Here is a 25,263-nt window from a genome sequence, read left to right as displayed (position 1 = left end):
ACTCTCTCTTTATAGTTGAAGTTTTTCAATTGCTCCTAGCAAAACATTTTCTCCATTCATCATACCATAATCTTGTACATTTATGGATTCCACAACAATACCTGGTTCATACTTTTCTTTAAGTTCTTTCAACTTAAATCTAACTTGAGGTCCAACTAATATAATATCAACATTTTTAGATTCTATTTCATTTTTCACACTACTTAAAGGAACAGCAAAAATATCAAAAATATCAGTATCAATCTTTTCAGCAGCTGCTTTCATTTTATTTACAAGTAAACTTGTCGACATCCCTGCATTACAAACCAACATAATTGTTTTCATCATTCTTCAACTCCTACAAATTTAAATTTTGTGCCTTCTTTTATAAAATCCAATAATTTTAGGGAATTTTCTGATACCTTTCCTATTACATTTACTCGCTCATCAGCTAATAAAGGTTTCTTTACAATTTGCAATTCTCCTTGATATCTTCCATACAATTCATTATCTATAGTAATAACGCCTACTTCTCTTGCAATTGTATTAAAAGGAACGATATTACCTTTTTTTAATACTGTTCTAGATTCTACACAACGTACTACATTCATAGCTACATCTTTTCTATTAGATAATACTATATTTGCAAAATCTAAATCTATTAAATAACTTACTTCTAAAAGTAAAATATGGTGATTTTTATAAAAATCAATTTTCTCTAATTCTTTTCCAGAAATCCTAACATCTCCAACAATTACTTCATCAATAGATAATTTTTCTACACATTCAATATAATTTAACAGAGGTAATTGCTTTCTATGGTTTTCTATCGTTGGTAACCCTTCAAAAACCGGTCCTCTTTTCACTTCATCTCCAGGAATAAACATCATTGTTTTTAATCCATATGATTTTAATCTTTTATTTTTTTCAACAAGCCAATCCTTATCCAGTCCTGTATCTTTTCTAGGATAAAAATTGTGACATGCAATCAATGATGAAAAATCAACTCCTACTTCAATCCCTTTATCATAAAATTGTCCATCTATTGTGCTTGCATTTAATATCACTTCAAAATTTTCGGAAAATATTTTAATTTCTTCCATTGAAAATCCATAATCTATTCTAACGCATTTGGCATCAAGTGCTTTTAAAAATTTTATCCGTTCCTCTTCTTTAATTCCAAACTTTTCAAATGTTTGCGGGGAAATATCAATCATTAATTTCATCTTTAATCGGTTTGTTAAATCTATAAATTTTTTTAATAAATTTAGTTGATCCACTTGATTTTCTTCTGGAATTTGTAAAGAAGTAAACACATATTTAACATTATATTTACTAACTCGATTTAAATACTCTTCATTTTCTTCAAAAGGAGTTGAAAAATATATCGAAACACCAAGCATATTTATCCTCCTACTAAAAGAAGACCAATGCGGAAATCCACATTGGTCTTCGCATCATTTATCTACGAATATAATAGTTCTCCATTTTCAGATTTTTCAGATAAATCTTTTTTCTCAATTGCTTTTACAAACGGGTAAAAAATAATTGCCATTAAAATCCACCCTAAAATAACATAAACAGCTGGCCAAATAGATGCATTTGTCGCTAAAAACGTTTTAATTGGAGCCGGCATAATCCATGGCACAGAAAGAACTGGGGTAGGTAGAACCCCAAAACTTGTCAACACAACAGAAATAATCGCTAACATTACATAGCTCAAAACAAATGGAATCATTAATACTGGATTCATCATAATTGGGATACCAAAAATTAGAGGTTCTCCAATATTAAACAATGTAGCTGGTAAAGCAAGCAATCCCAAAGCTTTTAGACGTGGTGATTTTGAGAATGTCATAATCAACGCTAACGGAAATAATCCTGTCCAAATATAATTATCCATATAAAGTGATGTAAAGGTATATGGTAAATCTTTAAATGACTGAGTAGCTGCAAATGCTTCTTGATTTGCTGCCACCATTTGTTGCCAAATTGTTCCACCTACACTACTTACAATATTTCCTCCATGAATACCTACAGACCATAATACGCGGTTGAGCAACGATGCTAAAACTACGGCCACTGAAGTATCCCCAATCGACACTAAAGGTTCAAATACTTTTTGAATCACTTTTGGAATTTCTACTCCTAAAACATGACCTACTAACCACCAAAATAGGACTACAACAAAACTTGGAATTAAAGCAATAAACGCTTGAGAAACCATAGGTGGGACATTTTCAGGTAATTTAATAACAATTTTCTTTTGAATAATAAGTCTGTAAATTTCAACGGATATAATCCCTACAACAATAGCTGTAAAAACACCTAACGCTCCTAAATACTGTGTAGGAACTCCAGTAAATTTAGACGGATTGGCTCCTGCTTCAACAACAACATTCACTGTTTTAGCAGGATTTAAAAGTAAATAACTAGCTGTAGATAAAACCACTGGTTGAATGATATCCATTTTCATTCCTTTATTTTCATTGTACCATTCAGCAAGCCCATACGAAACAGTCATAACTGTAAAAATCCCAATAAATGCCGTTCCAACCCCTGCACCTGCAGCAAGTGTTTTTCTAAAATCTCCTAAAAATTCTAAATAAGGTTTATACGGAAAAGATGCTAAAATTAAAAATAATGACCCTATAATTAATAAACTCATTATCCCTAAACCCATACGTTGCATCACTTGAACATATCTAATTTGAGAAAATCTAATTAAAGGTGGCGCAATTTTTTCTTCTACAAATTTTGTTAAACTATCCATTTGAATTCATCTCCCTATATATATTCTTTTGTTAATACTTTAAACATTAATGCCTTACTTATAGAATTTGATTTCAATGTACTTTTAATAATTTTGGCAGCATCTTCCTCCAACATAGATCCTATTTCAAAATATAAATTTATCCCCTCCTTTTTTATAAATTTATAGTTACCATTTGGTATCCCTTCAACAATTTCGATGATTTTATCGTGCATTAAAGGACATACAACAATGACCATTCATCTTCCCCCTTTTTTATAATTTTGAATAAATTTCTTATACCAATAAAAACTATCTTTTTTATATCGTTTATAACTACCGTTACCATAATTATCTGCATCTACGTAGATTACTCCATAACGTTTATCCATCTCACAACTACCTGCAGAAACAATGTCGATAATTCCCCAAGCAATAAACGCTTCAAGAGGTACACCATCTAAAAAGGCTAATTTAGCTTGTTCATAATAAGCTTTCATATAATCAATTCGATAAGAATCATGAATTTGATAATCTTCTGTTAATACATCTCTTGCACCTAATCCATTTTCTGAGACTATAACAGGTTTTCCATATCTTTCATATACTCGATGCAATGAAGTTCTTAATCCAACAGGATCTATTTGCCATCCCCATTCACTAGCTTTTAAATATGGATTCTTTGTAGATACCACTAAATTTCCTGCTGTTTTTTCCGCTTCATCAACAGTAATAACAGAGGAAGTGTAAAACGATATAGAAACAAAATCACAAGTATTTTCTTTTAATACCTTTCTATCTTCATCCGTAATATTTAATGTAATATTCTTAGATTCAAAAAACTTTGATGAATAATAGGGATATTCTCCTTTTGATAAAATATCCATGCAATACCATTGATTCATCTGTTCTTCAAACAACAATTTAAGATTATCTTCTGGATTACTTGTTAGAGGATAATAACAAAAACAAGCAATCATTGAGCCAAATTTCCCTTTCAACTTCATTTGTTTGGCTAAACGAATCGTTTTCGCACTCGCTACAAATTGATGATGTAAAGCTTGAAAAACTTCTGATAAATTATACCCATCTTCTCCTTTTAACAAACCTACTCCATTAAACGGACTAAAATATCCCGCATTTATTTCATTAAACGGTAGCCAATAATCAACCAACTCCCCCCATCTTTCGAAAACAAATTGTACCAAATGAAGAAAATATTTAATACATTCTCTCCCTTTCCAACCACCATAACATTCCACTAAATTTATAGGTAAAGCATAATGATTCAACGTTAAAAAAATCTTTATTTTCTTTTTAACTAATAACTCAAATACTTTATCATAATAAGCAACTCCTTCAGGAGAAGGGGCCTCATCTATACCATTTGGAAACAATCGAGCCCAACTTATTGAAAATCTATATATATCTAGTCCTAATTCCTCTAAATATTCAATATCTTCTTCTAAATGTTCATATCCTTTAGTACCATTTCTAAAAGGATAATATTGATTAGAATTTGTTTTCTTAGCTTCTTCTATTTTTTCTTTCGTCAACAATCTAGTTTCCTCTGTAGCATTAGAAGTACGAGGTAAATAAGGTCTACAATCTTGTGTATCTAATCCTTTTTTTCCTTCAAACCCACCTTCATATTGACTAGCGGCAGTTGCTCCACCCCATAATATTTTCATGACATTTCCAACCTACTTATCATAATCTAAATTTAAATTTCTGCCACGGTTTAAGTTCATCTAATATAAAATGTTCAATATCAACAACTTTACCAACCACATTCGATTTCCCAGAATTTTCCATATCTTTCAAAGCAATTTGTAACTCACCTGCATAATGTCCATATTCACTACTTTCAATAATGATATCTCCTCTCTTAATAACACTAGGAGCATTAAAAACTTTGAAATTATGACCTTTATATTTTACTCTACTTTGGGTTGAACGAATGAAATAATCATTTTGATCTCCTCTATTAAAATGAAACTCTTCTAATACAATTTTCTTTTCAATTTCAGGAATATCTTTAACTAGTTCAACATTGAATGTTACAAGATTCAAATTTAATCCTTTTAGACTTTCTAATTCATCTTTAGTTGGGTAACAATTAGAAATTAAAATATCATCTACTAATTCCATTGCAATATGATGTTTCACTTGAACATCTAATGGTAAATTGCGATGAATTTCTAATGTCGGTAACCCCTCTGTTGTTGGCCATGGACCAAAAGCTCTTTTATCTTGCGAAGTCACAAACGCTGCGGTATTTAAGCCATATTTATTAAATCTTTGTGTACATTCCTTATAAAAATCTAAATTCAATCCTGAAAAACGATGTGGATAAAAATTATGACATCCGTATAATTTGTATTTATTCGGTCTATAATCCATTATTGTGTCTATTGTATGAACATTATTACTCATATTAATTTCAACAATTAATCCTTCAGGATTATACGTCATTATAGATTCTTCCAACCCAGAAAATCCCGCATCCAAACGAATTCCATCTGCTCCAATTTCTTTAAAAAAAGATAAATCTTTATAAGATATATTTAATTCCCCGAATACTCTTGGAGACACATCCACAATAACTTCATAATTTAACTCATGCGCATAAGTATTTATTTCAGTAAATTCTTTTTTTATTTCTTCTGCTGGTTTATTTACAGATAACAAACAAGAAAACACTCTAGAAAAACCTAATTCACTCGCATCTTTAAGATAACTTTTAATTTCTTCTAAAGTACTCTTCTCAGGATAAATCGACAATCCTAATCTTTTCATTCACTTACTCCTTAAAATATATTAGTAAAAAGCCCTGTTACAAGAACAGGGCTAAAAGATACATTCTTACTGCTCTTGTTCTTGAGCTAATAATGATTTGTCATACATTGCGAAGAATGGATAATAAATTAAAATTGATAATACAATTAATACAACATTTAACACAAGCGCTCTCCAGTCGCTTCCTGTTGCTAAAAATGCACCAATTGGTCCAGGAAGTGTCCACGGAGCACTTGCTACAACTCTACTTACTAACCCTGTAGACATTGCAACCCAAGCAACTACACTATTTACTAGTGGAGCTAAAATAAACGGAATAATTAATTGAGGATTTAACACAATAGGTGTACCAAAAATTAATGGTTCATTAATATTACAAACAGCTGGAATTAAAGCTGTTTTTCCAAGCGATTTACCATAAGCTGATTTTGAACGCCAAACTAGTAAAATAGCCAAACCAATAGTAGCCCCTGACCCACCAATCATTACAAACCATTGATAGAATGGTTCTGCAGCAATATTTGGAATAGCACTTCCACTAGCAAAAGCAGCAGTATTTTCATCTAATAATACTAACCATAGTGGTCTTGCTAGAGAACCTACAATTGACCAACCATGAATACCAAATGACCAGAAGAATTGTGTTAAGAAAATAATAATGATTACTGAAAAAATAGAATCTGTTGCTTGTACTAAAGGTGCAACAATCCCTCCTACAATTTTATGAACATCAATACCAATAAACATTGTAATTGTAGAAACTAATAATAATACAATAACTGTAGGCGTTAATGACTCAAAAGATCTAGCAACTGAAGCTGGCACTTGTGGTGGCATTGAAATTTTGAATCCACTCTTTTGAGTAAAACGATAAATTTCTACTGCTAAAAAGGCCGATAAAATACCTATGAACATACCTGCTGAACCTAAATTCGCCATCGGTAAAACAAAACCTGAAGGTAATGAAGATAAATAATTTTTTAATGGCTCACTAGTTTCTGCTAAAGTTTTTATTTCTGCAGAGGCAGCAGGAACAACTTTAGGAACAATTGTTAATAAATAAGCAAGTTCAGCTAAAATCCCTCCTGATAAACCATCTAAATCATATGAAGATGATAAAGAAAAACCTATACCAAAAACCGCATATAGTGTCATAATATACATTGAAACACGATATGGTAATAAAATTTTTGCTTGATTAGCTTGAATAAATTGTGTAATTCCCCAATCTTTTGGTAAAGAATTTGGTAAAAATGCGATTACTAAAAACATAGACGCAACAATAATAATTGGTAATGTTGCAATAATACCATCACGAACTGCTCTTAAATGACGCTGTTCGGCTAATTTTGCCATCGGTGTCGATAGCTTTGTATCCATAAACTCTGTTATTTTATCAAACATAAATATCCCCACTTTCCTATTTTATTTCCAATTCTTCTTTAATTTGTTGAAGTAATTTTGGTCCTCCAAGAGGAGTGTAACCTTGAGGTTTTATTAACAAGCAAGGAACACCTGCTTCATCTGCGCTAGCTTTCAATACATCATAGCGATGTCTAATTTGCGGTGCTACAAGTGAAATGTTATAGTCTTCTTTTACTTTTTCAGCAAAAGCTTGTGTACCACATTCATCTACCACTAATTCCAATCCTTCTTTTGCACCAGCATCATGTAATGCTTTAGCAACTATAGCACTTGACATGCCACCTGAACAAACTAATAATATTTTCATAATTTCACCTCCACTTCTTTATAAAATTACTCCAGTCATAACAATAAAGTAATAAATTATTCCAATAAGAATAGACCAAATTAAACCTATAAACCAAAATGATTTTGTGATACCTATTTTAGAATTTATAAAATACTGAGAATAAGATATTGTAAAGCCTGCAATAAGACTTCCCACAATAATAAATGGCCATTTAAAATCAATTTGAATCAAATTACAAAAAGCTGGAATCAAGAACATTGATAGGATAATTGAAACAAAAATCAACGTAATACTTTTATACCCAAACATAGGAATATCATAATCAGTAATCCCTAAAGAGGTTTTGTATTTTTTATTCTGTTCCGTATTTTTTACAGTCCACTTTCTAAATCTAGCCATTCTTATTCCTACTCTCTATTCTCCAACTTCCAAAGTCTTTCATTCATTCGAATAATATTTTCTGCCAATGTTCTAACTTCTATTGAAGTCATTAAATGATCTTGCGCATGAACAAATAGCACTGTAACTTCATTTCTTTCTCCGGCTGCTTCTTTTTGAATTAAATCTGTTTGTACTTGATGAGCTTTATTTAAAAAAGTATCTGCCTCATTAAGGAGCTCTCTCGCTTCCTTAAACTTTCCATTTTCAGAAGCCTCAATTGCTTCATAGACTAATGCTTTTGCATTCCCACCATTACTAATAATTTCAAAAACAATCAATTCCATATCCTGCATCAAATTTCACCTCCTAAAATTTGAATAGCACTCTTAATATGCCCATTAGCTTTTTCTAATGCTTCCTCAGCGGAATTTCTATCTACATTCATAATTTCCATGATTAATGCTTTTTTCACATTATGTCCACTTTCTTCATAAAGTAAATCTGCCTTTTCTTGAGAAACGCCTGTAAGAGTTCTAATCATATTTTTTGATCGTATCACCAACTTTTGATTAGTTGGTTTTAAATCTACCATATAATTTTTATATACTTTCCCAAGTTTTATCATTACACTAGTAGAAATCATATTCAAAATTAATTTTTGAGCAGTCCCCGCTTTCATTCTAGTAGATCCCATAATAGCTTCAGCTCCTGTTACAGCTTCAATTGAGCACTCTGCATATTTTGAAATTTCTGCATTTGTAACACATGAAATAGCTGCAGTTAAAGCTCCTACTTCTTGTCCAAATTTTAGGCCTCCAATTACATAAGGCGTCCTACCACTTGCTGCTAACCCTATTAATACATCCTTTTCACAAAAGTGATACGACGATAAATCTACTACTGGCAACTCCATTGAATCCTCTGCGCCTTCTTGTGCAACAAACATTGCATCATTACCACCTGCTATAACGCCAATTACTAAATTATTATCTACTCCATATGTTGGGGGGCATTCTGCAGCATCTAGAATACCAAGTCGTCCAGAAGTACCTGCACCAATATAAAATAAACGTCCACCAATTCGAATCCGTTCTACTATTTTATCTACTAAAATCGAAATTTTAGGTATACATTTCTCAACTACTTTTGCTACACTCTGATCTTCCGCATTAATTTTTTGAAGAATCTCCTCTGTAGATAAAATATCTATATCAGTAGTACGTTCATTATTTTTCTCAGTATCTAATCTAATTATTTCTGTCATTATCCCACCTCCTTGTAAATTTATTTTAACATAAAAGCGCTAACAATGAAATAGTTTTTTATAAAAAACACGTCTTTTTTAAAATGTAATTTCGTTATTATGATTTTTTCCCCTTGTAAAACCAGTTGTGTCCTCCCCTCTAATCAAAAAACAAAAAGGACTCCCATAGTAGCATGAGACTCGCCTAGCGAGGCTGCTGCCGTCTTTCAGCTACTATTCCAAGAAGTCCATTTGTTACGTATATCATACACATACAAAAAAGATAGAAAGGATTTTTCCCGTAGCATGAGTGCTAGAATCTGTCACAACAGATTCTAGCACAGGAAAACTTGAGACCTTAGGCTCAAGTTTTAGCAATGAGACAGCTTTAGCTGGCTGCTTGCGTCTTAATGCTACAATTAGAAAAATCCTTTCTATACACAAAAAAGAGCCGAGACAACTCGACTCTTTTCTTATTGTTAAAATTATAGAGAAGCTACGTCTACTTTAACCCCAGGGCCAAAAGTAGTTGTCACAGCAACGTTACGTACGTATTGACCTTTAACTGTAGCAGGTTTGATACGTAATAATGTTTCGTGAATTGTTTTGAAGTTTTCTACTAATTTTTCGTTTTCGAATGAAACTTTACCGATTGGAACGTGGATGTTACCAGCTTTGTCAACACGGTAAGTTACTTTACCAGCTTTGATTTCTTCAACAGCTTTAGTTACATCCATTGTAACAGTACCTGTTTTAGGGTTTGGCATTAAACCTTTAGGTCCTAATACACGACCTAAACGACCAACTTCACCCATCATGTCAGGTGTTGCAACGATAACGTCGAACTCAAACCATCCACCTTGGATTTTTTGAGCTAATTCGCTGTCACCAACGTAGTCTGCACCAGCTGCTTCAGCTTCTTTAGCTTTTTCACCTTTTGCGAATACTAATACACGTTGAGTTTTACCAGTTCCGTTTGGAAGAACTACTGCTCCACGTAATTGTTGGTCAGCTTTCTTTGGATCTAATCCTAAACGATATGCAACTTCTACAGATGCATCAAATTTAGCGAAGTCTGTTTCTTTTGCTAATGCGATTGCTTCTTGAACTGAGTAAGCTTTTGAAGAATCGATTTTTTTAGCGGCTTCTAAATATTTTTTGCTTTTCTTTGCCATTGTATAATTTCCTCCTATTGTGTGGTTTTAACGGTTCTACCTCCCACAAAGTCCATGAGTGAAACACTCGTGCTAGGGACTTTTGGAAGCTGCATGTTTGTTAGCCTTCTACTACAAATCCCATTGAACGGGCTGTACCTTCGACCATGCGCATTGCAGCTTCAACATCTGCTGCATTTAAGTCAGGTGCTTTTAATTCAGCAATTTCTCTAACTTGATCACGAGTTACAGTAGCAACTTTTTTCTTGTTTGGTTCGCCTGAACCTTTTTCTACTTTAGCAGCTTTCTTTAATAATACTGCTGCTGGTGGTGTTTTACAGATGAAGTCGAATGAACGGTCTTCATATACTGAAATCACTACCGGAATGATTAAACCAGCTTGATCTGCTGTACGAGCGTTGAACTCTTTACAGAAGCCCATGATGTTAACTTGTGCTTGACCTAAAGCTGGACCTACTGGTGGAGCTGGTGTAGCTTTACCTGCAGGAATTTGTAATTTAACTAGTTTTACAACTTTTTTAGCCACGAGACATTACCTCCTTGATTGTTTCGCGCGTGGTTTAAATGGAGATGAAGATTTCTCCTCCCACGTTTTGTTCCAGTGCACATAAATGCACTTTGATATTTTAGCAAGAATTATTGTGAAATGCAAGCTGTTTTGTAACTTTTTCGATATATTTTTTGCCAAATTAATGATGATCTCTAAAATAACAAACTTTCAGATCAATAAAACGTTGTAAATCCCTTAATAACTGGAATAATGTTGCACGATATTCAAATTCATCTCTCGTTTTTGGTAGCTCTAAGTTTCTAAATTCATCAATATAATCTTGAATCTCATCCATTAAATCTAACCCAGTGTTCGTTAAGTGCAATTGTTCTGCTGTTGAATCAAACATTTCTGCTAATAACTCTGCTTCTCTAGCAGGACAATGAAAATCATTTAAATTTTTCGCCATCACTTCTAATAACTGTATTTGTTCCGCTCGCATTTCAAAATAACATAAATCTTTATTAAATTGACTAAATAACTGATTTTCACTTTCAATAAATAAAAGTTTTTGAGCCTGAGCTAACTTTTCTTTTGCTTCAATAATGAGTTTTGCATCATTTGTTCCATTTCCCATTCGTAAAAAGTATGCCATTTTTCTTAAAATATCTTTTAATTTATCTTCAATTTCTTGTCTTTTATCTTCAATATCTTGTTGATAGCTAGGCATATGCCAATTTAACAAAAGAGCTACTGCAGTTCCAACAAGCATTAACAAAGCCTCATTTAGTAATAACTCATTCGTGATTGTCTGACTTAACCAAAGGTGAATAGCTAACACTGAACTTGGAGCAATCCCTGCTTCTGCTTTTAATAAAAATGCAAGAGGAATATAAATGATTAAATACACTCCAAAACTAATGGTAGAATGTCCCATCACTAAAAAGACACAAACAGCTACTGTTAAAGCTAACAACATAGCCACTATCCGTTTCCAAGCTATTACAATAGAGGACTTTTTCGTATTTCCAACACTTAAAATTGCAATAATCGATGCTACCGAAGCTGACGATAATCCAAAATATTGTGCCACTAATAATGACCCAAATGCAGCCAATACCATTTTAATTCCTTTTAATACCATTCATTTTCCCCTTTCTAATTTCAACAATTGTTCTTTTCTATGAACTCCACCTGCATATCCGGTTAATGTACCATTTTTTCCAAGTACTCGATGGCATGGAATGAGAATACTAATTGGATTTTTTCCAACTGCTTGTCCGACTGCTTGAGCAGAGTATGTTGCTACACCTTTTTCTTTTGCGATTCTCTGCGCAATTTCTCCATAAGTCATCGTTTTTCCATAAGGAATTTCTTGCAATATTTTCCAAACTTCTTCTTGAAAAATGGTTCCTTTTGGTTGTAATAGAATCGTTATCGCAGTTTGCTTTCCAGAAAAATAATTTTCTAACCATCTTTCTACTTGTCGAAAAATTGGCAAATCATCTTTTATCTCAAGATCATGGTTGTCCTTGGCATCATTCACTTGCCCTACAAACCATAAACCTGTTAATGACTTTCCATCACTTCTTAATCGAACTTCTCCTAGAGGGGTTTGTATTCTACTCTCAAACACTTCTCAACCTCCCATTCCTTAGAATAAAAATAGTATACCATTTACTTACAAAAAAAGAAGTGGTATGTTTGTATTACTAATATTTTTAAGGAGTTCTTATGATTTTACACCAAGCTTATTTACACATTTTCGATAAAAACAGCGGAAACTTACTGTTATCCCAAAAAGAATTACCTTTATCGAATCCCTATATTACAGAATATTTTACAAAAATAATTGAAAAGACATTAAAAAGCGACCCTCGTCATGGTGTCTTACCTCCAGAAGAACCACTTCTAGGATTTTTAGCAGACGATAGCGTTCCTTTTATTGAAAAAACTCAACAACTTGCTCATAAATTATATGAAATTATCGCCCCTGCAGAAGATATCCCTGCTGCTGATTATGTATTCGCATCAGGCATTAATGATCAAGGTGGAACTTTCTTTGCGATTTTGCGATTAGATTATAGCTCTAAATATACGCATTTTTTAGATTATGAAGACGACCAAGTATTAAATACCGTTTTGCAAAATCATGCGATTTTACCAAATCCTTCTCAAAAATTATCAGAAGCATTCATTGTAGATACAAGCAATGGACAGTATCAATTAATCGAACGAAAATATATTGTAGAAGGTAAAAAAATACCGTATTTCTCTGAACAATTTTTAGAAATCACACCTCCAACAAGCACACAGGAACAAATCAAAGAAATTAAAAAAACCGTCACACATGTTGCTAAAAAATATGACGAAGAAAATTATCTAGCACTTGCAACGACACAACAAGCAATCTTTACACAGCTAGAAGAAAGTGATGAGATTGATGCAGGAATTATTTTCGATACAGTCTTCAAAGATAAACCTCTTGCAAAAGAAGCAGCTTACCAAGCCATTGCGACTGAAAAAATCCCAGAGAAAATTCCAGTTACAAATGTTCCAAAATATGAGAAGAAATATAGTAAACAAAAATTCAAACTCGATAATGGAATTGAAATTACTATTCCAAGTGACATATACGAAAACAAAGAAATGGTTGAATTTATCAACAATCCAGATGGATCCATTTCTGTATTAATTAAAAATATCGACTCAATTATGAATCGATTTAATGCATAAACAATCATGACCACCCGTCTAACGGGTGGTTTGAACCGGGGCTATAAGCCCTGATTACAAGCCAGCGCCTCAAGACGCTGGCTTTCACTTCGTTCAAGCCTTATTGCTTTTGACTCGTCACTTGCCTCTTAAAGAGGCGTTTGTATTACTTACCATCATCCCTGAAGGGATCCTCATACTCTTTTACACTTAATTTATCGATTGCTATATCATGTTTTTCTTGTTCTTGTATATACTTTCTTATGGTAGCTTCATTAAGTCCTACTGTACTTACATAATAACCTTCTGCCCAAAAATGACGGTTCCCAAATTTATATTTTAAATTTGCGTGTTTATCAAACATCATTAGTGCGCTTTTTCCTTTTAAATACCCCATAAAACTTGAAATACTTATCCTTGGTGGAATACTTACCAACATATGAACATGATCTGGCATAAGATGTCCTTCTATAATCTCTACCCCTTTATAACTACACAATCGACGAAATATTTCTCCCAAACTTTTCCTATATTGATTATAGATAACTTTCCGTCTATACTTAGGTGTAAAAACAATGTGGTATTTACACATCCATTTTGTATGTGATAAACTATTAGCTTTTTCAGCCATATTTTTTCTCCTCTCGCTATATGATAGGCTTGAACACCTTTATTGTATCGCGATTGGAGTTTTTTTGGTATAACCGTCGATGCGCACCCGCATAGCGGGTGGTTTATTTGTCACGCACCTACGGAGCGTGACGGACTGAAAGTCACATAATAAAAGACGATGACTATCCAAAGCCATCGTCTTTTTGACATTTCATTTAGTGAAGGTTTTCTATTCGCTAATCCTACACTAATTCACTCGTATGATTAGTGATACATACGAACCATTTGATCTTCTGTTTGATTAATATCAATCATAATACGATCATTTGCTAAACCAGCCATATCTTTCTTGTTAAAATCTGAAACATCTTTTGATAAACGTTTCATAGAAATAACTTCCCCTTGTTTATTTGCTAAAACAAGTAAGTTATAACCATTTTCTGAACTTTGTCCTAACAAGAATTTGTAACCTGGACGTAATGTACCTTCATTAGGATTTTTTAGTACATAAAGTTTATTATTCACAATTGTAAAATGATCTAAAATTACTAAACGTGGGTTGAAATGATCAATAACAAATTCATTGTTTTTCTCAACAATTGTTGAAGTAATCGACATTTCTGGTAATTTTTCTACACGTTTCCCATTTTCACCAAAGTAGAAGCGATCCATAAATTGTTGTAATCCTTTAACAACTGAGTTAGGATCAATCATTCCACCAGGTTCTTGATGATCTACTAATGTATCTAATAAGTCATAACCTACTTTTCCTAATCGAGCATTACTTTCTACAAACCATTCATTTTGTGCAATATAGACACCGTCTTTTGATTTATGAAGTAAGTATTCATCGCCACCCATACGATAAATTTCTGACACTAAATGATAAGGCGTATCTGTTAACATATAGCCATCTTTACCAATAACATATGAACGACCATCACTTGCTTTCACCGGTTGATCTGCTAGCATTGAACCATTTGATTCAAAATAAGACCATTTATCTCCTACTTTTGTCCAACCTGTTTGCATATCTCCTTGGTCAGATAAATAGTACCATGTATTTCCTTCTTGATACCAACCTGTACGCATTGCTCCATCTCCATTTAGAGAGTACCATGCTCCGCCAGTAAATACCCAGCCAGTTTGCATCACACCATTATTATCAAAGAAATACCATGTACCTTTATCCTTAGCCCATCCAGCTTTCACTAGTTTACCTTCTTGGTATAAATTCCATTGATTGCCACTTTGAACCCAACCATCATTTGTCGCAGCAAACACTTGACTGCTTGCTAATGCTGCTACTAAAGCTGTAGAAGCTAATAAACTACCAAACCATTTCTTTTTCATCTTTCATCTCTCCCCTTCATTATTGGTACTTTATCCAAAGAAATTCTGCAAAAATCTCTCTACAGTTATTTTACTCCTCCTCCAATTTAAAAAAAACATTTTTTCACATTCTTAACATTCCTTTAATTTTTTTGTAACAAAAAAGACTCTTCTTTGTAACAGTTGCTAAACGTAAAGCTAACCAACTCTGCTACAACAGAAAAGTCTTTCTTCTTTTATAATGGTTTCTTCAATGGAATACCAGGTTTTCGTGGATATTTATTTGGAGTTTCTTTTGTTTTTAAAATCGTTACGACATGACGATTTCCACCTTCATATGGTAAATCAAAGGACACATCGCCTTCCACTTTCCCACCTAAAATGGCAATCGCTTTTTTCGCTTCTTCTAACTCCACTTCTGTATGAGCAGCTTTCAACGCCAAAAAGTATCCTTGTTTCTTCACTAATGGCATACAAAATTCGCTTAGTACACTTAATTTTGCTACCGCTCTAGCTGTTACGACATCATAAGATGCTCTGAAATTCTTATTTTGTCCAAAAGTTTCTGCACGATCATGGAAACATTGTACATCTGTTAATCCTAACGTTTCCACTAAAGTGTTTAAAAACGTAATTCGTTTATTTAACGAATCCACAATTGTCACTTTTAAATCAGGAAATACAATTTTTAATGGAATACTTGGAAATCCTGCTCCAGCTCCGACATCACACAATGTTTGATTTGATAACTCATGATGAAATCCTAACGCTAAAGAATCATAGAAATGTTTCAAATACACTCCTTCTTCATCAGTAATCGCCGTTAAATTCATCTTCTCATTCCATTCCACCAATAATTGAAAATATTGATGAAATTGTTCTTTTTGCACATCTGTTAACGTAATACCATGAACTTCTTGGAGTCTTTGATAAAATTCTTCTGGTTTCATACAATTCTCCTATTCTTGAACTTTCGCAATTTTTCCTTGTTCGATATACACCATTAAAATCGATACATCGGCAGGATTTACCCCACTAATACGGCTTGCTTGCGCAATCGTTTCTGGTTGAATTAATTTCAAACGTTGACGTGCTTCTGTGGCAAGTCCATTAATAGCATCATAATCAATATTCGATGGAATACGTTTTGCTTCCATACGTTTTAATTTTTCTACTTTTTCAATGGCTTTGGCAATATAGCCTTCATATTTCACAGAAATCTCTACTTGTTCTTTCACTTCACGAGAAACAACTACCTCTTCTTCTGCAAAACCAATTAAGTCATCATAAGATAACTCTGGACGTTTTAATAAATCACTTAATAAAATGCCGTCTTTTAATTCTGCAGATTCTTTTTCTGCTAAAAACGCTTGAAGTTGTTCCGTTGGTTTCAAACGGATTGATTGGATACGTTTAATTTCCGCTTGAATGGCTGCTTGTTTTTCTTGGAACGCTGCATAACGTTCGTCTGAAATTAAGCCTAGTTCACGACCTTTTTCTGTTAAACGTAAATCTGCATTATCATGACGTAATAATAAACGATATTCCGCACGAGAAGTTAATAGACGATACGGTTCTGTCGTTCCTTTTGTCACTAAATCATCTACTAGTACTCCAATATACGCATCACTACGACCTAAAATAAATGGTTCTTCTCCACGAATTTTGCGAACGGCATTAATTCCAGCATAAAGCCCTTGACCGGCAGCTTCTTCATATCCACTTGTCCCATTCATTTGTCCAGCTGTAAATAAGTTTTCAACAATTTTTGTTTCAAATGTATTTTTTAATTGATGAGGAATAACAACATCATACTCAATAGCATAACCCGTTCTCATCATTTCAGCTTTTTCCAAACCTTCTACCGTATGAATCATTTGAATTTGAACATCTTCTGGTAGTGAAGTTGATAATCCTTGAATATAAACTTCTTCCGTATTTTCTCCTTCTGGTTCTAAGAAAATTTGATGGCGAGGTTTGTCGCTGAAACGTACGATTTTATCTTCGATAGATGGACAGTAACGTGCTCCTACTCCTTCTACAATTCCTGTAAACATTGGCGCACGATGCAAGTTCTCACGGATTTTTTCATGAGTTCCTTCATTGGTATATGTTAACCAACATGGAATTTGATCATAGCGGTAGTCTTCATCTTTAGAAGTAAAACTAAATAAGTTTGGTGTTTCATCTCCAGGTTGAATTTCTGTTTTGCTATAGTCAATTGAAGAACTCTTCACTCTTGGAGGTGTTCCTGTTTTAAAACGAGCTAATTCAAATCCTAATTCTAATAAGTTCTCTGATAATTTAATCGAAGGTTGAGAATTATTAGCCCCAGAAGAATATTTCAATTCTCCAATAATAATTTGACCACGAGAAGATGTCCCAGCTGTTAAAACGACTGCTTTTGAACGATAAATCGCACCCGTATGAGATACGACCCCTTTACAAACACCATCTTCTACAATTAAACGTTCCGCAATTCCTTGTTTTAAGTCAAGATTTTCTTGTTGTTCAATTGTTTTTTTCATTTCTTGCGCATATAGATGCTTATCTGCTTGCGCACGTAAAGCACGTACTGCAGGGCCTTTCCCTGTATTTAACATACGCATTTGAATATAGGTTTTATCAATATTTCTTCCCATCTCTCCGCCTAGTGCATCAATTTCACGCACAACAACTCCTTTAGCAGGGCCTCCAACAGACGGATTACAAGGCATAAATGCCACCATTTCTAAATTCATTGTTAATAATAATGTTTTAGCACCCATACGAGCACTTGCTAGTGCAGCTTCACTTCCGGCATGACCCGCACCTACTACGATAACATCATAGTTACCAGCTTCATAAGTTGTTACCATACTTCCTCCTACTTTCTATTGTTCATTCGTTGTATAAAATTCCACTTGATGGCGAATGTATTCACCATTTTCATATATAAATTTAGCTGAGAAAAATGGACGATTCTCTAATAGCCAACTCATAAAAATTAAATCGCCTTGCCAAGTTGGCTTCTTCAATACTTGATCATAAGGAACCCACTCTAAAGTGCCTTCAGGAGAGTCGATTAATTCCCCGGAAAAGTCCGTTACTAGAAACACATACGTGTACCAATCATGTTCGGGAGTAAATTCAGGAAAAGTAATAATCCCTTTTAAAGCCATTTGATGAACTGTCAAACCTGTTTCTTCAAAAATTTCACGAATGGCACATTCTTCTGGAGATTCACCTGCTTCAATTTTACCACCTACTCCGATGTATTTGCCTTCATGCACATCATTAGGTTTCTTATTGCGCTTTAGTAATAACAATTCTTTTCCATTATCGATATAACAAATCGTTGCTAATCTTGTCATACAATACTCCCTTTCTCCAACAGTGGCTTTCTCTTATTTTCCTAAACAGAATTGGCTAAATAATTGCGTTAGAAGCTCATCTTGAACGCTGTCTCCTGTAATTTCTCCTAACAAATCCCATGCTCTTGTAAAATCGATTTGAATTAAATCGACTGGCATTTCCATTTCAATCCCATTTTGCACTTCGACTAATGCTTGTTCTGCTTTTTCTAACAAGGCAATATGACGAGTATTCGATAAGTAAGTCGCATCTCGTTCATTCATTTGTCCTTGGAAGAAATATCCCGCAATTTTTTCTTCTAATTGATCAATTCCTTCTTTATTTAGCATAGAAGTTGTGACAATTTCTTCTTCCTTAGCATAAGGAGCAATGTTCTCTGTTGAAAGTTTTGAAGGTAAATCTGTTTTATTGAATAAAATAATTCGCTTCATTCCCTTTGTAGTTTCTAGTAAACGAATATCTTCCTCTTGTAATATTTCGCTTTGATTTAATAATAACAATACAAAGTCTGCTTCTTTTAATGCTTTACGACTACGCTCTACCCCAATTTTTTCTACGACATCATCCGTTTCACGAATTCCTGCTGTATCGATTAATTGTAAAGGAACTCCACGTACATTGACATATTCTTCAATCGTATCCCTTGTTGTCCCTGCAATATCAGTTACAATTGCCTTTTCTTCTCTTAATAGCACATTTAATAAACTAGATTTCCCAACATTCGGGCGACCCACGATAGCTGTTTTTAATCCATCTCGCAAAATCTTCCCTTGACTAGCTGTATTTAATAAAGTACGAATTCCTTGCAATACTTGTTGCGTCTTTTCTCGTAATAATTGCAAAGTCATTTCTTCTACATCATCATATTCTGGATAATCTATATTTACTTCTACTTGCGCTAATGTATTTAAAATTTCTTGACGTAAATTTTGAATTAAATGTGATAATTGACCATCTAATTGACGCATCGCTAATTGCATTGATTTATCCGTTTTTGCACGAATTAAATCCATCACTGCTTCTGCTTGAGACAAATCGATACGTCCATTTAAAAAGGCACGTTTCGTAAATTCTCCAGGCTCCGCTAATCTAGCTCCCATCCGTAGCACTAATTGCAACACTCGATTAATCGCCACAATTCCTCCATGGCAATTAATTTCTACAATATCTTCTCGTGTAAATGTTTTTGGAGCTCTTAAAACACTCACCATTACTTCATCATAGACTTCTCCAGATTTTGGGTCGACAATATGCCCATAATGAATCGTATGAGTCTTTTGTTCTTCTAATTGTTTTGTTCCACATTGATAAATCGAACTTGCGATTGAAATCGCCAAATCTCCACTAATTCTGACAATCCCAATAGCCCCTTCACCAGGTGCTGTCGAAATCGCAGCAATCGTATCAAATTCTGTTTGCATACTGATATCCTTTCTTAGCTTCATTGCACAAAAAAAGTGCACACTCCACCCTTTATCGATAAAAGGGTGGCTCGCACTTTGACTGCTTACCTATATTTCAGTGATATTATACAATACTTTTTGAACTTGTGCTAGTAGAAGGAGTGATTAGTAGACTTTTTTCGTTTTTCCTCTTTTATACGCAACACGAATTGCATAAGCATCTAACAAAATTCGACTAATAATTTGCAAAGGAAGGCGTGAACGTACCTCATACTCCGGAAAATAAGATCCTTCTGACTTAAATCCTACAAAAGTAATATCACTTAATTGTGCAAGTGGGCTTACTCCATTTGCTGTAATAACAATTATAGGAACTTCATTTTTATGACAAACCTTTGCTGCCTCTACTAACTCATCGGTATGTCCATTTAAAGAAACAATAATAGCTAAATCTTGTTCATTCAGTCGATGGCTAATAGTTTTAATAATATTTGGATCTACATATTGCTCACAAGTTCTTTCTAACAAATGAAATTTAATCTCCATTTCACTAGCTATCATCTCACTTAGTCCTCTTGAAAAAATAAACACTTTTCTTGCACCAAAGATTGCTTGCATAGCATCTTCTATTGTCTTACTATCCAATTGCTCTATCGTTTTTCTTACTTCTTGCTCATTCTTGTCAACAACGTCTTGAATTTTTTTATCGACAATTTCTAAACTATTAAAAGTTGGAAATTCCTTATTAGATAATTGATATTGTTTTTTCAAATCATACTTAAAACTTGTAAATCCATCATAACCTAACTTTTTCATTGTACGCACTATTGATGCTGTAGAAACATTAGCTTCTTCACTTAACTTAACAATTGATATTGACGGTATTAATTCTAAATGCTCTTCAATATATTTAAGAAGATATTTTTCAGTATTAGTAAGTCCCTGCATATTAAACATGATAACTCTCCCATTCTGTAAAGTTTTACTAATATAAATACCTATTCAGAAAACTTTTACAAAGTTATTTATGTAATAATAAGTATAACAAAAAAACAAAAGGAGGTGAACATATGATTTATACGTGTACCATGAATTTAGCTATTGATTTGTATATCAAAACACTCCAAATGAAAGCATCTGAAGTAAATAGAACAGAAGAAGCAGTTTACATGCCTAATGGGAAGGGGGTTAATGTAAGCTTCATACTAAAAGAACTAGGAATCGATAGTGTCGCAACAGGATTCAAAGCAGGATTCACAGGAGAATTTATCGAAAGTGAGCTACATAAAGCTGGTATCAAGACTGATTTTGTATCGATAAATGGTATTACACGAATTAATGTTTTTGCTCATGTAGTAGCTAATAACGAAGAATTTAAATTAGTAAATCAAGGCCCTACTGTCACTTCGAAAGAAGAGTTACAATTACTTTCAATTATTGATACTTTATCTTCTGAAGATACATTATTCGTTTCAGGCAGTCATCCTTTAGGAATAGAAAAAAATACTTACGAAAAAATTGCCGAAGCCTCTCTACGAAATGGTTTCAAATTAATACTTGATACTTCAGCAAATTTCGTACCCGAATTATTAAAATTTCATCCTTATCTTATCAAACCAAACGATGAAGAATTAGCTAGTTGGTTTGGACTGAAAGAATTATCTTTAGAGCAAATTAAAGACTACGGAAATAAATTATTACAGCAAGGTGCACAAAATGTACTAGTTTCATTAGGAGAAAAAGGAGCTATTTTAATTACACCAACAGAAACTATACATGTCAGCGCTCCAATAGGAAATGTTGTTAATACTGCTTGCGCAGGGGATACATTACTTGCTACTTTTGTCGGCTGCCAAATGCAAGGGATGTCAAAAGAAGATTCTTTAATTAAAGCTGTTGCTGCTGGAACTTCTACTGCATTTAGACCTGGATTAACAGATTTTTCAGATGTTCCAATATTGATAAAACAAATCAAACGCTTATACTAATAAGTAATAATAAAGGGGGAAAACAAAATGACAAAATATGATATTATTGCCGCTACTGGTTGCCCAACGGGAATTGCGCACACCTATATGGCTCAAGAAGCACTTGAACAAGCAGCAAAAAAAGTTGGAGTAAACATTAAAGTTGAAACACATGGACAAATTGGGGTAGAAAATGAATTTACGGAAGAAGAAATCGCAAACGCAAAAATAGTAATTATCGCAGCTGATAAAGATGTACAAGCTCATAGATTTGTTAATAAAAAAATTATTGACGTTTCTGTAGGGCAAGGAATTAAAAATGCAGATGAACTAATTGCTCAAGCATTACGTGGAGAAGGTATCGTAAAATATCCATCTGATGAACCTATTAAAAAAATTGAATCTACTCAAACCACTTCTAGTGGTAGCTCGATTGGGCGAGAAATATATAAACATTTGATGAATGGAGTTTCTCACATGTTACCATTCGTCGTTGGTGGTGGAGTATTAATTGCTGTATCATTTGCACTATTTGGAATTTATTCTTTTGATCCAAACCACGCAACTTATAATCCTTTTTCTGCTCAATTAAAAGAAATTGGTGGACTAGCAATGGGATTAATGACACCAATTTTAGCAGCATACATTGCACAAAGTATTGGTAATAGACCTGCTCTTGTTAGTGGTTTTGTAGCAGGACTTATGGCTAGTAACGGTGGTGCTGGATTCCTAGGCGGAATTATTGGTGGTTTCTTCGCAGGATATTTAGTTGTACTTTTAGAAAAATTATTTAAAAAATTACCAAAAACACTAGACGGATTAAAAGCTATTTTCCTTTATCCGTTATTAGGAGTATTAATCACTGGACTATTTATGAGTATTATTGTTAGTCCTATGGCAGAAATCAACCAAAACTTAATGGTATTCTTAAAAGGATTCCAAGATTCTAACCCTGTTCTTCTTGGTTTAGTAATTGGCTGTATGTGTGCATTTGATATGGGAGGTCCTGTAAATAAAGCTGCATATGTAACAGGTACAGTACTATTAGCAGAAGGAAACACTGCGTTTATGGCTGGTGTTAGCGCAGCTTGTATTGCACCTCCATTAATTACTACTGTAGCAGTTTTATTGTTCAAAGATCGTTTTGATGCCAATGAACGTAATGCAGGTTTAGTAAATTTCATTTTAGGGTCTACTCACATTACTGAAGGGGCTATTCCTTTCGTTGCAAAAGACCCTCTACGTGCAATGCCATCAATGATGTTAGGTTCTTCAATTGCTGCTATTTTAACTTATTTATTTGGAGTACAAGTTCCTGCACCTCACGGGGGATTTTTAGTACTACCTGTAGTTACACATCCATTATTGTGGGTAATCGCAATTGCGACTGGAGCAATTATAGGTGGAGTTGTCTTAGGAGCAACTAGAAAACCTTTATCTAAATAATATACAATCCTATATTTTTATATTATTCTATGCTATAAAAATAAAAGTTAGGAGGAATTTTAAATTGATAAATCAAAATGCAATTTTTTTCAACATAGAATTAAATTCTCAAGATGAGGTTTTTCATTTTTTATCAAGAAAAGCAATCGAATTGAGTATTGCTACTAATGAGGAATCTGTTTACAAAGGATTTATTGAACGAGAACAGCAAGGTACTACTGGTATGATGGATGGTTTTGCAATCCCTCACACAAAATCAAAGGAAATATTAACGCCTAGTATCATTATTGTTCGTTTAGAAAAAGGGTTAGATTGGAATAGTATGGATGGGAAACCTACTTCTTTCATTATTAGTTTATTAATTCCAGATAACGAAGCTGGAACTACTCATTTAAAAATATTAGCATCAATTGCACGTATGCTAATGAAAGCTGATATTAAAGAATCTTTACTCTCAGCAAATTCTGAACGTGAGATTGAAACTATTTTAAATAATTATCTTAAACAATAATTTAAGAAATTCTATTTTAAATTAAACTACTTCATATAAATACATTTTAATGTGGAATAAGAAATTTAACTACTTTCTTATTCCACATTTTTTAATCATAAACTGAATTAAAAGTTTTCTATTACATTCTATTTACTCTTCTTCGACTTTTTTCGTTTCTATATTGCTAATATTTGATAAAAAAGGTACAATTTATCTATCTATAACACAGGGGGTTAACAAATGTTAGAACATCCATTCAATCAAGTCGTTGAAAAAATTGCCGTTTCAGATATTCGTCAATTTGATGCAGAAGTTTCTCAAATTCCTGGAATCATCAAATTAACACTAGGTGAACCAAATTTCAACACACCAGAACATATTAAAGAAGCTGCTATTCAAGCCATTCGTGATAATCATTCCCACTATACTCCAAATGCTGGGATTCCTGAATTACGTCAAGCAACTGCAGCGTACTACAATAAAAAATTCAATTTAAACTATACAGCAGAACAAGTCATCACAACTATCGGAGCAACTGAAGCGATTAATGCTAGCTTCCAAGCTATTTTAAATCCTGGAGATACAGTTATTGTTCCTACTCCAGTTTTCCCATTATACATGCCAATTACAATGGTGAACCAAGGAAACTTTATTACAGTCGATACTAGTGAAGATGGATTTATTTTAACTCCAGAAAAATTACGTGCAACTATCGAAGCTCATCCAGAAAAAACTTTTAAAGCAGTTGTATTAGTATATCCAAGTAACCCAACAGGGGTAACGTACTCTAAAGAACAATTAGAAGCTTTAAGTGTTGTTTTAAAAGAATATGGATTATGGGCATTATGTGATGAAGTTTACGCAGAATTAACATATAGCGGAACGCATACATCATTAGCTTCATTCTTACCAGATCAAACAATCGTGATTACAGGTTTATCTAAATCTCACGCAATGACTGGATGGAGAATTGGATACATTCTTGGACCTGTTCCATTTATTAAAGAAGTTGTTAAAACTCACCAATATATGGTTACTTCTCCAAGTAGCTCAAGCCAATACGGTGCTTTAGCTGCAATGTTACACGGACAAGGTGACTGCGATATTATGAAAGTAGAATACCAACAACGTCGTGACTATCTTGCAAAAGAATTACGTCGCTTAGGATTTGAAGTAGCAAGTCCTGATGGAGCTTTCTATTTATTTGCTAAAATTCCTGCAAAATGCGGAACAGACTCATGGGCATTCGTTCGTGACCTTGCACAAAATGCTAAAGTAGCATTAATACCTGGGGTTTCATTTGGACCTGGTGGAGAAGGCTACGTTCGTTTCAGCTACGCTGCTTCAATGGAAAACTTAACAGAAGTAGTTGCTCGATTAGAAAAATATTTAGCTTAATACAAAAGGC

At 33.5% G+C, this 25,263-nt stretch carries 27 protein-coding genes; 5 read left to right on the top strand and 22 right to left on the bottom strand.

Annotated elements, in window-relative coordinates:
• Positions 1–9 precede the first annotated feature (9 nt).
• The 15 genes from RWL86_RS01275 to RWL86_RS01205 all read right to left on the bottom strand — a co-directional run bounded on the left by RWL86_RS01275 (position 10) and on the right by RWL86_RS01205 (position 12,169).
• Entirely contained in the window at positions 10–324 is a 315-nt protein-coding gene (locus RWL86_RS01275; RefSeq protein WP_314076815.1) for a PTS sugar transporter subunit IIB, read from the bottom strand.
• Positions 324–1,382, bottom strand: a complete 1,059-nt coding sequence (locus RWL86_RS01270) for a MupG family TIM beta-alpha barrel fold protein (protein ID WP_314076797.1) — start codon at positions 1,380–1,382, stop codon at positions 324–326. The genes RWL86_RS01275 and RWL86_RS01270 overlap by 1 nt, the downstream gene beginning before the upstream one ends.
• Before the next feature lie 62 nt (positions 1,383–1,444).
• Positions 1,445–2,752, bottom strand: a complete 1,308-nt coding sequence (locus RWL86_RS01265; protein ID WP_314076796.1) for a PTS transporter subunit EIIC — start codon at positions 2,750–2,752, stop codon at positions 1,445–1,447.
• 14 nt (positions 2,753–2,766) lie between these two features.
• Complete coding sequence (locus tag RWL86_RS01260) at positions 2,767–2,991, bottom strand: hypothetical protein (protein WP_314076795.1); 225 nt, start codon at positions 2,989–2,991, stop codon at positions 2,767–2,769.
• Positions 2,992–4,422, bottom strand: coding sequence for a glycoside hydrolase family 1 protein (locus RWL86_RS01255; protein WP_314076794.1), 1,431 nt, complete (start codon positions 4,420–4,422; stop codon positions 2,992–2,994).
• A gap of 19 nt (positions 4,423–4,441) precedes the next feature.
• Complete coding sequence (locus tag RWL86_RS01250; protein ID WP_314076793.1) at positions 4,442–5,530, bottom strand: MupG family TIM beta-alpha barrel fold protein; 1,089 nt, start codon at positions 5,528–5,530, stop codon at positions 4,442–4,444.
• Between the two features lie 66 nt (positions 5,531–5,596).
• On the bottom strand, positions 5,597–6,934 hold the full coding sequence (locus RWL86_RS01245; RefSeq protein ID WP_314076792.1) for a PTS transporter subunit EIIC: 1,338 nt from the start codon (positions 6,932–6,934) through the stop codon (positions 5,597–5,599).
• A 16-nt stretch (positions 6,935–6,950) separates the two neighbouring features.
• On the bottom strand, positions 6,951–7,262 hold the full coding sequence (locus RWL86_RS01240) for a PTS sugar transporter subunit IIB (RefSeq protein ID WP_314076791.1): 312 nt from the start codon (positions 7,260–7,262) through the stop codon (positions 6,951–6,953).
• 18 nt (positions 7,263–7,280) lie between these two features.
• Positions 7,281–7,643: a hypothetical protein gene (locus RWL86_RS01235; RefSeq protein WP_314076790.1), complete on the bottom strand. Its 363-nt coding sequence runs from the start codon at positions 7,641–7,643 to the stop codon at positions 7,281–7,283.
• Positions 7,644–7,651: 8 nt separating this feature from the next.
• Positions 7,652–7,978: a PTS lactose/cellobiose transporter subunit IIA gene (locus RWL86_RS01230; RefSeq protein WP_314076814.1), complete on the bottom strand. Its 327-nt coding sequence runs from the start codon at positions 7,976–7,978 to the stop codon at positions 7,652–7,654.
• A complete protein-coding gene (gene murQ / locus RWL86_RS01225) occupies positions 7,978–8,889 on the bottom strand; it encodes an N-acetylmuramic acid 6-phosphate etherase (protein ID WP_314076789.1) in 912 nt (303 codons plus the stop codon). Before murQ ends, RWL86_RS01230 begins: the two co-directional genes overlap by 1 nt.
• A gap of 464 nt (positions 8,890–9,353) precedes the next feature.
• Positions 9,354–10,043: a 50S ribosomal protein L1 gene (rplA, locus tag RWL86_RS01220; RefSeq protein ID WP_006703243.1), complete on the bottom strand. Its 690-nt coding sequence runs from the start codon at positions 10,041–10,043 to the stop codon at positions 9,354–9,356.
• Between the two features lie 100 nt (positions 10,044–10,143).
• On the bottom strand, positions 10,144–10,569 hold the full coding sequence (rplK, locus tag RWL86_RS01215; RefSeq protein WP_005607816.1) for a 50S ribosomal protein L11: 426 nt from the start codon (positions 10,567–10,569) through the stop codon (positions 10,144–10,146).
• A gap of 163 nt (positions 10,570–10,732) precedes the next feature.
• The gene (locus RWL86_RS01210) at positions 10,733–11,677 is read right to left on the bottom strand and encodes an aromatic acid exporter family protein (RefSeq protein WP_314076788.1); all 945 of its coding nucleotides are present in this window, start codon (positions 11,675–11,677) and stop codon (positions 10,733–10,735) included.
• A complete protein-coding gene (locus RWL86_RS01205) occupies positions 11,678–12,169 on the bottom strand; it encodes a methylated-DNA--[protein]-cysteine S-methyltransferase (RefSeq protein WP_314076787.1) in 492 nt (163 codons plus the stop codon).
• Positions 12,170–12,267: 98 nt separating this feature from the next.
• Between RWL86_RS01205 and RWL86_RS01200 the strand changes: the two genes are divergently transcribed.
• Positions 12,268–13,269, top strand: a complete 1,002-nt coding sequence (locus RWL86_RS01200; RefSeq protein WP_314076786.1) for a nucleoid-associated protein — start codon at positions 12,268–12,270, stop codon at positions 13,267–13,269.
• Between the two features lie 145 nt (positions 13,270–13,414).
• On the opposite strand, the gene tnpA is transcribed toward RWL86_RS01200, so the two are convergent.
• The 7 genes from tnpA to RWL86_RS01165 all read right to left on the bottom strand — a co-directional run bounded on the left by tnpA (position 13,415) and on the right by RWL86_RS01165 (position 20,906).
• Entirely contained in the window at positions 13,415–13,879 is a 465-nt protein-coding gene (gene tnpA, locus RWL86_RS01195) for an IS200/IS605 family transposase (RefSeq protein WP_006703546.1), read from the bottom strand.
• Positions 13,880–14,124: 245 nt separating this feature from the next.
• Positions 14,125–15,213 carry an N-acetylmuramoyl-L-alanine amidase family protein gene (locus tag RWL86_RS01190; RefSeq protein WP_314076785.1) on the bottom strand — a complete coding sequence of 363 codons (1,089 nt, stop codon included), beginning with the start codon at positions 15,211–15,213 and terminating at the stop codon, positions 14,125–14,127.
• A 215-nt stretch (positions 15,214–15,428) separates the two neighbouring features.
• Positions 15,429–16,142: a 16S rRNA (guanine(527)-N(7))-methyltransferase RsmG gene (gene rsmG, locus RWL86_RS01185; RefSeq protein ID WP_314076784.1), complete on the bottom strand. Its 714-nt coding sequence runs from the start codon at positions 16,140–16,142 to the stop codon at positions 15,429–15,431.
• Positions 16,143–16,151: 9 nt separating this feature from the next.
• On the bottom strand, positions 16,152–18,050 hold the full coding sequence (gene mnmG, locus RWL86_RS01180; protein ID WP_314076783.1) for a tRNA uridine-5-carboxymethylaminomethyl(34) synthesis enzyme MnmG: 1,899 nt from the start codon (positions 18,048–18,050) through the stop codon (positions 16,152–16,154).
• Positions 18,051–18,065: 15 nt separating this feature from the next.
• Positions 18,066–18,545 carry an 8-oxo-dGTP diphosphatase gene (locus RWL86_RS01175; RefSeq protein ID WP_314076781.1) on the bottom strand — a complete coding sequence of 160 codons (480 nt, stop codon included), beginning with the start codon at positions 18,543–18,545 and terminating at the stop codon, positions 18,066–18,068.
• A 33-nt stretch (positions 18,546–18,578) separates the two neighbouring features.
• On the bottom strand, positions 18,579–19,967 hold the full coding sequence (gene mnmE, locus RWL86_RS01170; RefSeq protein WP_314076780.1) for a tRNA uridine-5-carboxymethylaminomethyl(34) synthesis GTPase MnmE: 1,389 nt from the start codon (positions 19,965–19,967) through the stop codon (positions 18,579–18,581).
• Between the two features lie 147 nt (positions 19,968–20,114).
• On the bottom strand, positions 20,115–20,906 hold the full coding sequence (locus RWL86_RS01165; protein ID WP_314076779.1) for a MurR/RpiR family transcriptional regulator: 792 nt from the start codon (positions 20,904–20,906) through the stop codon (positions 20,115–20,117).
• Positions 20,907–21,019: 113 nt separating this feature from the next.
• Here RWL86_RS01165 and pfkB point away from each other — a divergent pair, with 113 nt between their 5' ends.
• The 4 genes from pfkB to RWL86_RS01145 all read left to right on the top strand — a co-directional run bounded on the left by pfkB (position 21,020) and on the right by RWL86_RS01145 (position 25,253).
• The gene (gene pfkB / locus RWL86_RS01160; RefSeq protein WP_314076778.1) at positions 21,020–21,937 is read left to right on the top strand and encodes a 1-phosphofructokinase; all 918 of its coding nucleotides are present in this window, start codon (positions 21,020–21,022) and stop codon (positions 21,935–21,937) included.
• A gap of 27 nt (positions 21,938–21,964) precedes the next feature.
• On the top strand, positions 21,965–23,362 hold the full coding sequence (locus RWL86_RS01155) for a PTS fructose transporter subunit IIBC (protein ID WP_314076777.1): 1,398 nt from the start codon (positions 21,965–21,967) through the stop codon (positions 23,360–23,362).
• A gap of 64 nt (positions 23,363–23,426) precedes the next feature.
• Positions 23,427–23,873: a fructose PTS transporter subunit IIA gene (locus tag RWL86_RS01150; protein WP_314076776.1), complete on the top strand. Its 447-nt coding sequence runs from the start codon at positions 23,427–23,429 to the stop codon at positions 23,871–23,873.
• Between the two features lie 222 nt (positions 23,874–24,095).
• Positions 24,096–25,253 (top strand): aminotransferase class I/II-fold pyridoxal phosphate-dependent enzyme, encoded by a 1,158-nt coding sequence (locus RWL86_RS01145; protein ID WP_314076775.1) that lies wholly within the window; start codon positions 24,096–24,098, stop codon positions 25,251–25,253.
• Positions 25,254–25,263: the final 10 nt, after the last annotated feature.

Origin of the sequence: uncultured Granulicatella sp., assembly GCF_963515095.1 — a bacterium.
Classification (GTDB): domain Bacteria; phylum Bacillota; class Bacilli; order Lactobacillales; family Aerococcaceae; genus Granulicatella.
Note: the sequence above shows the minus strand (reverse complement) of the source record. Positions and strands in the feature narration are given on the sequence as shown.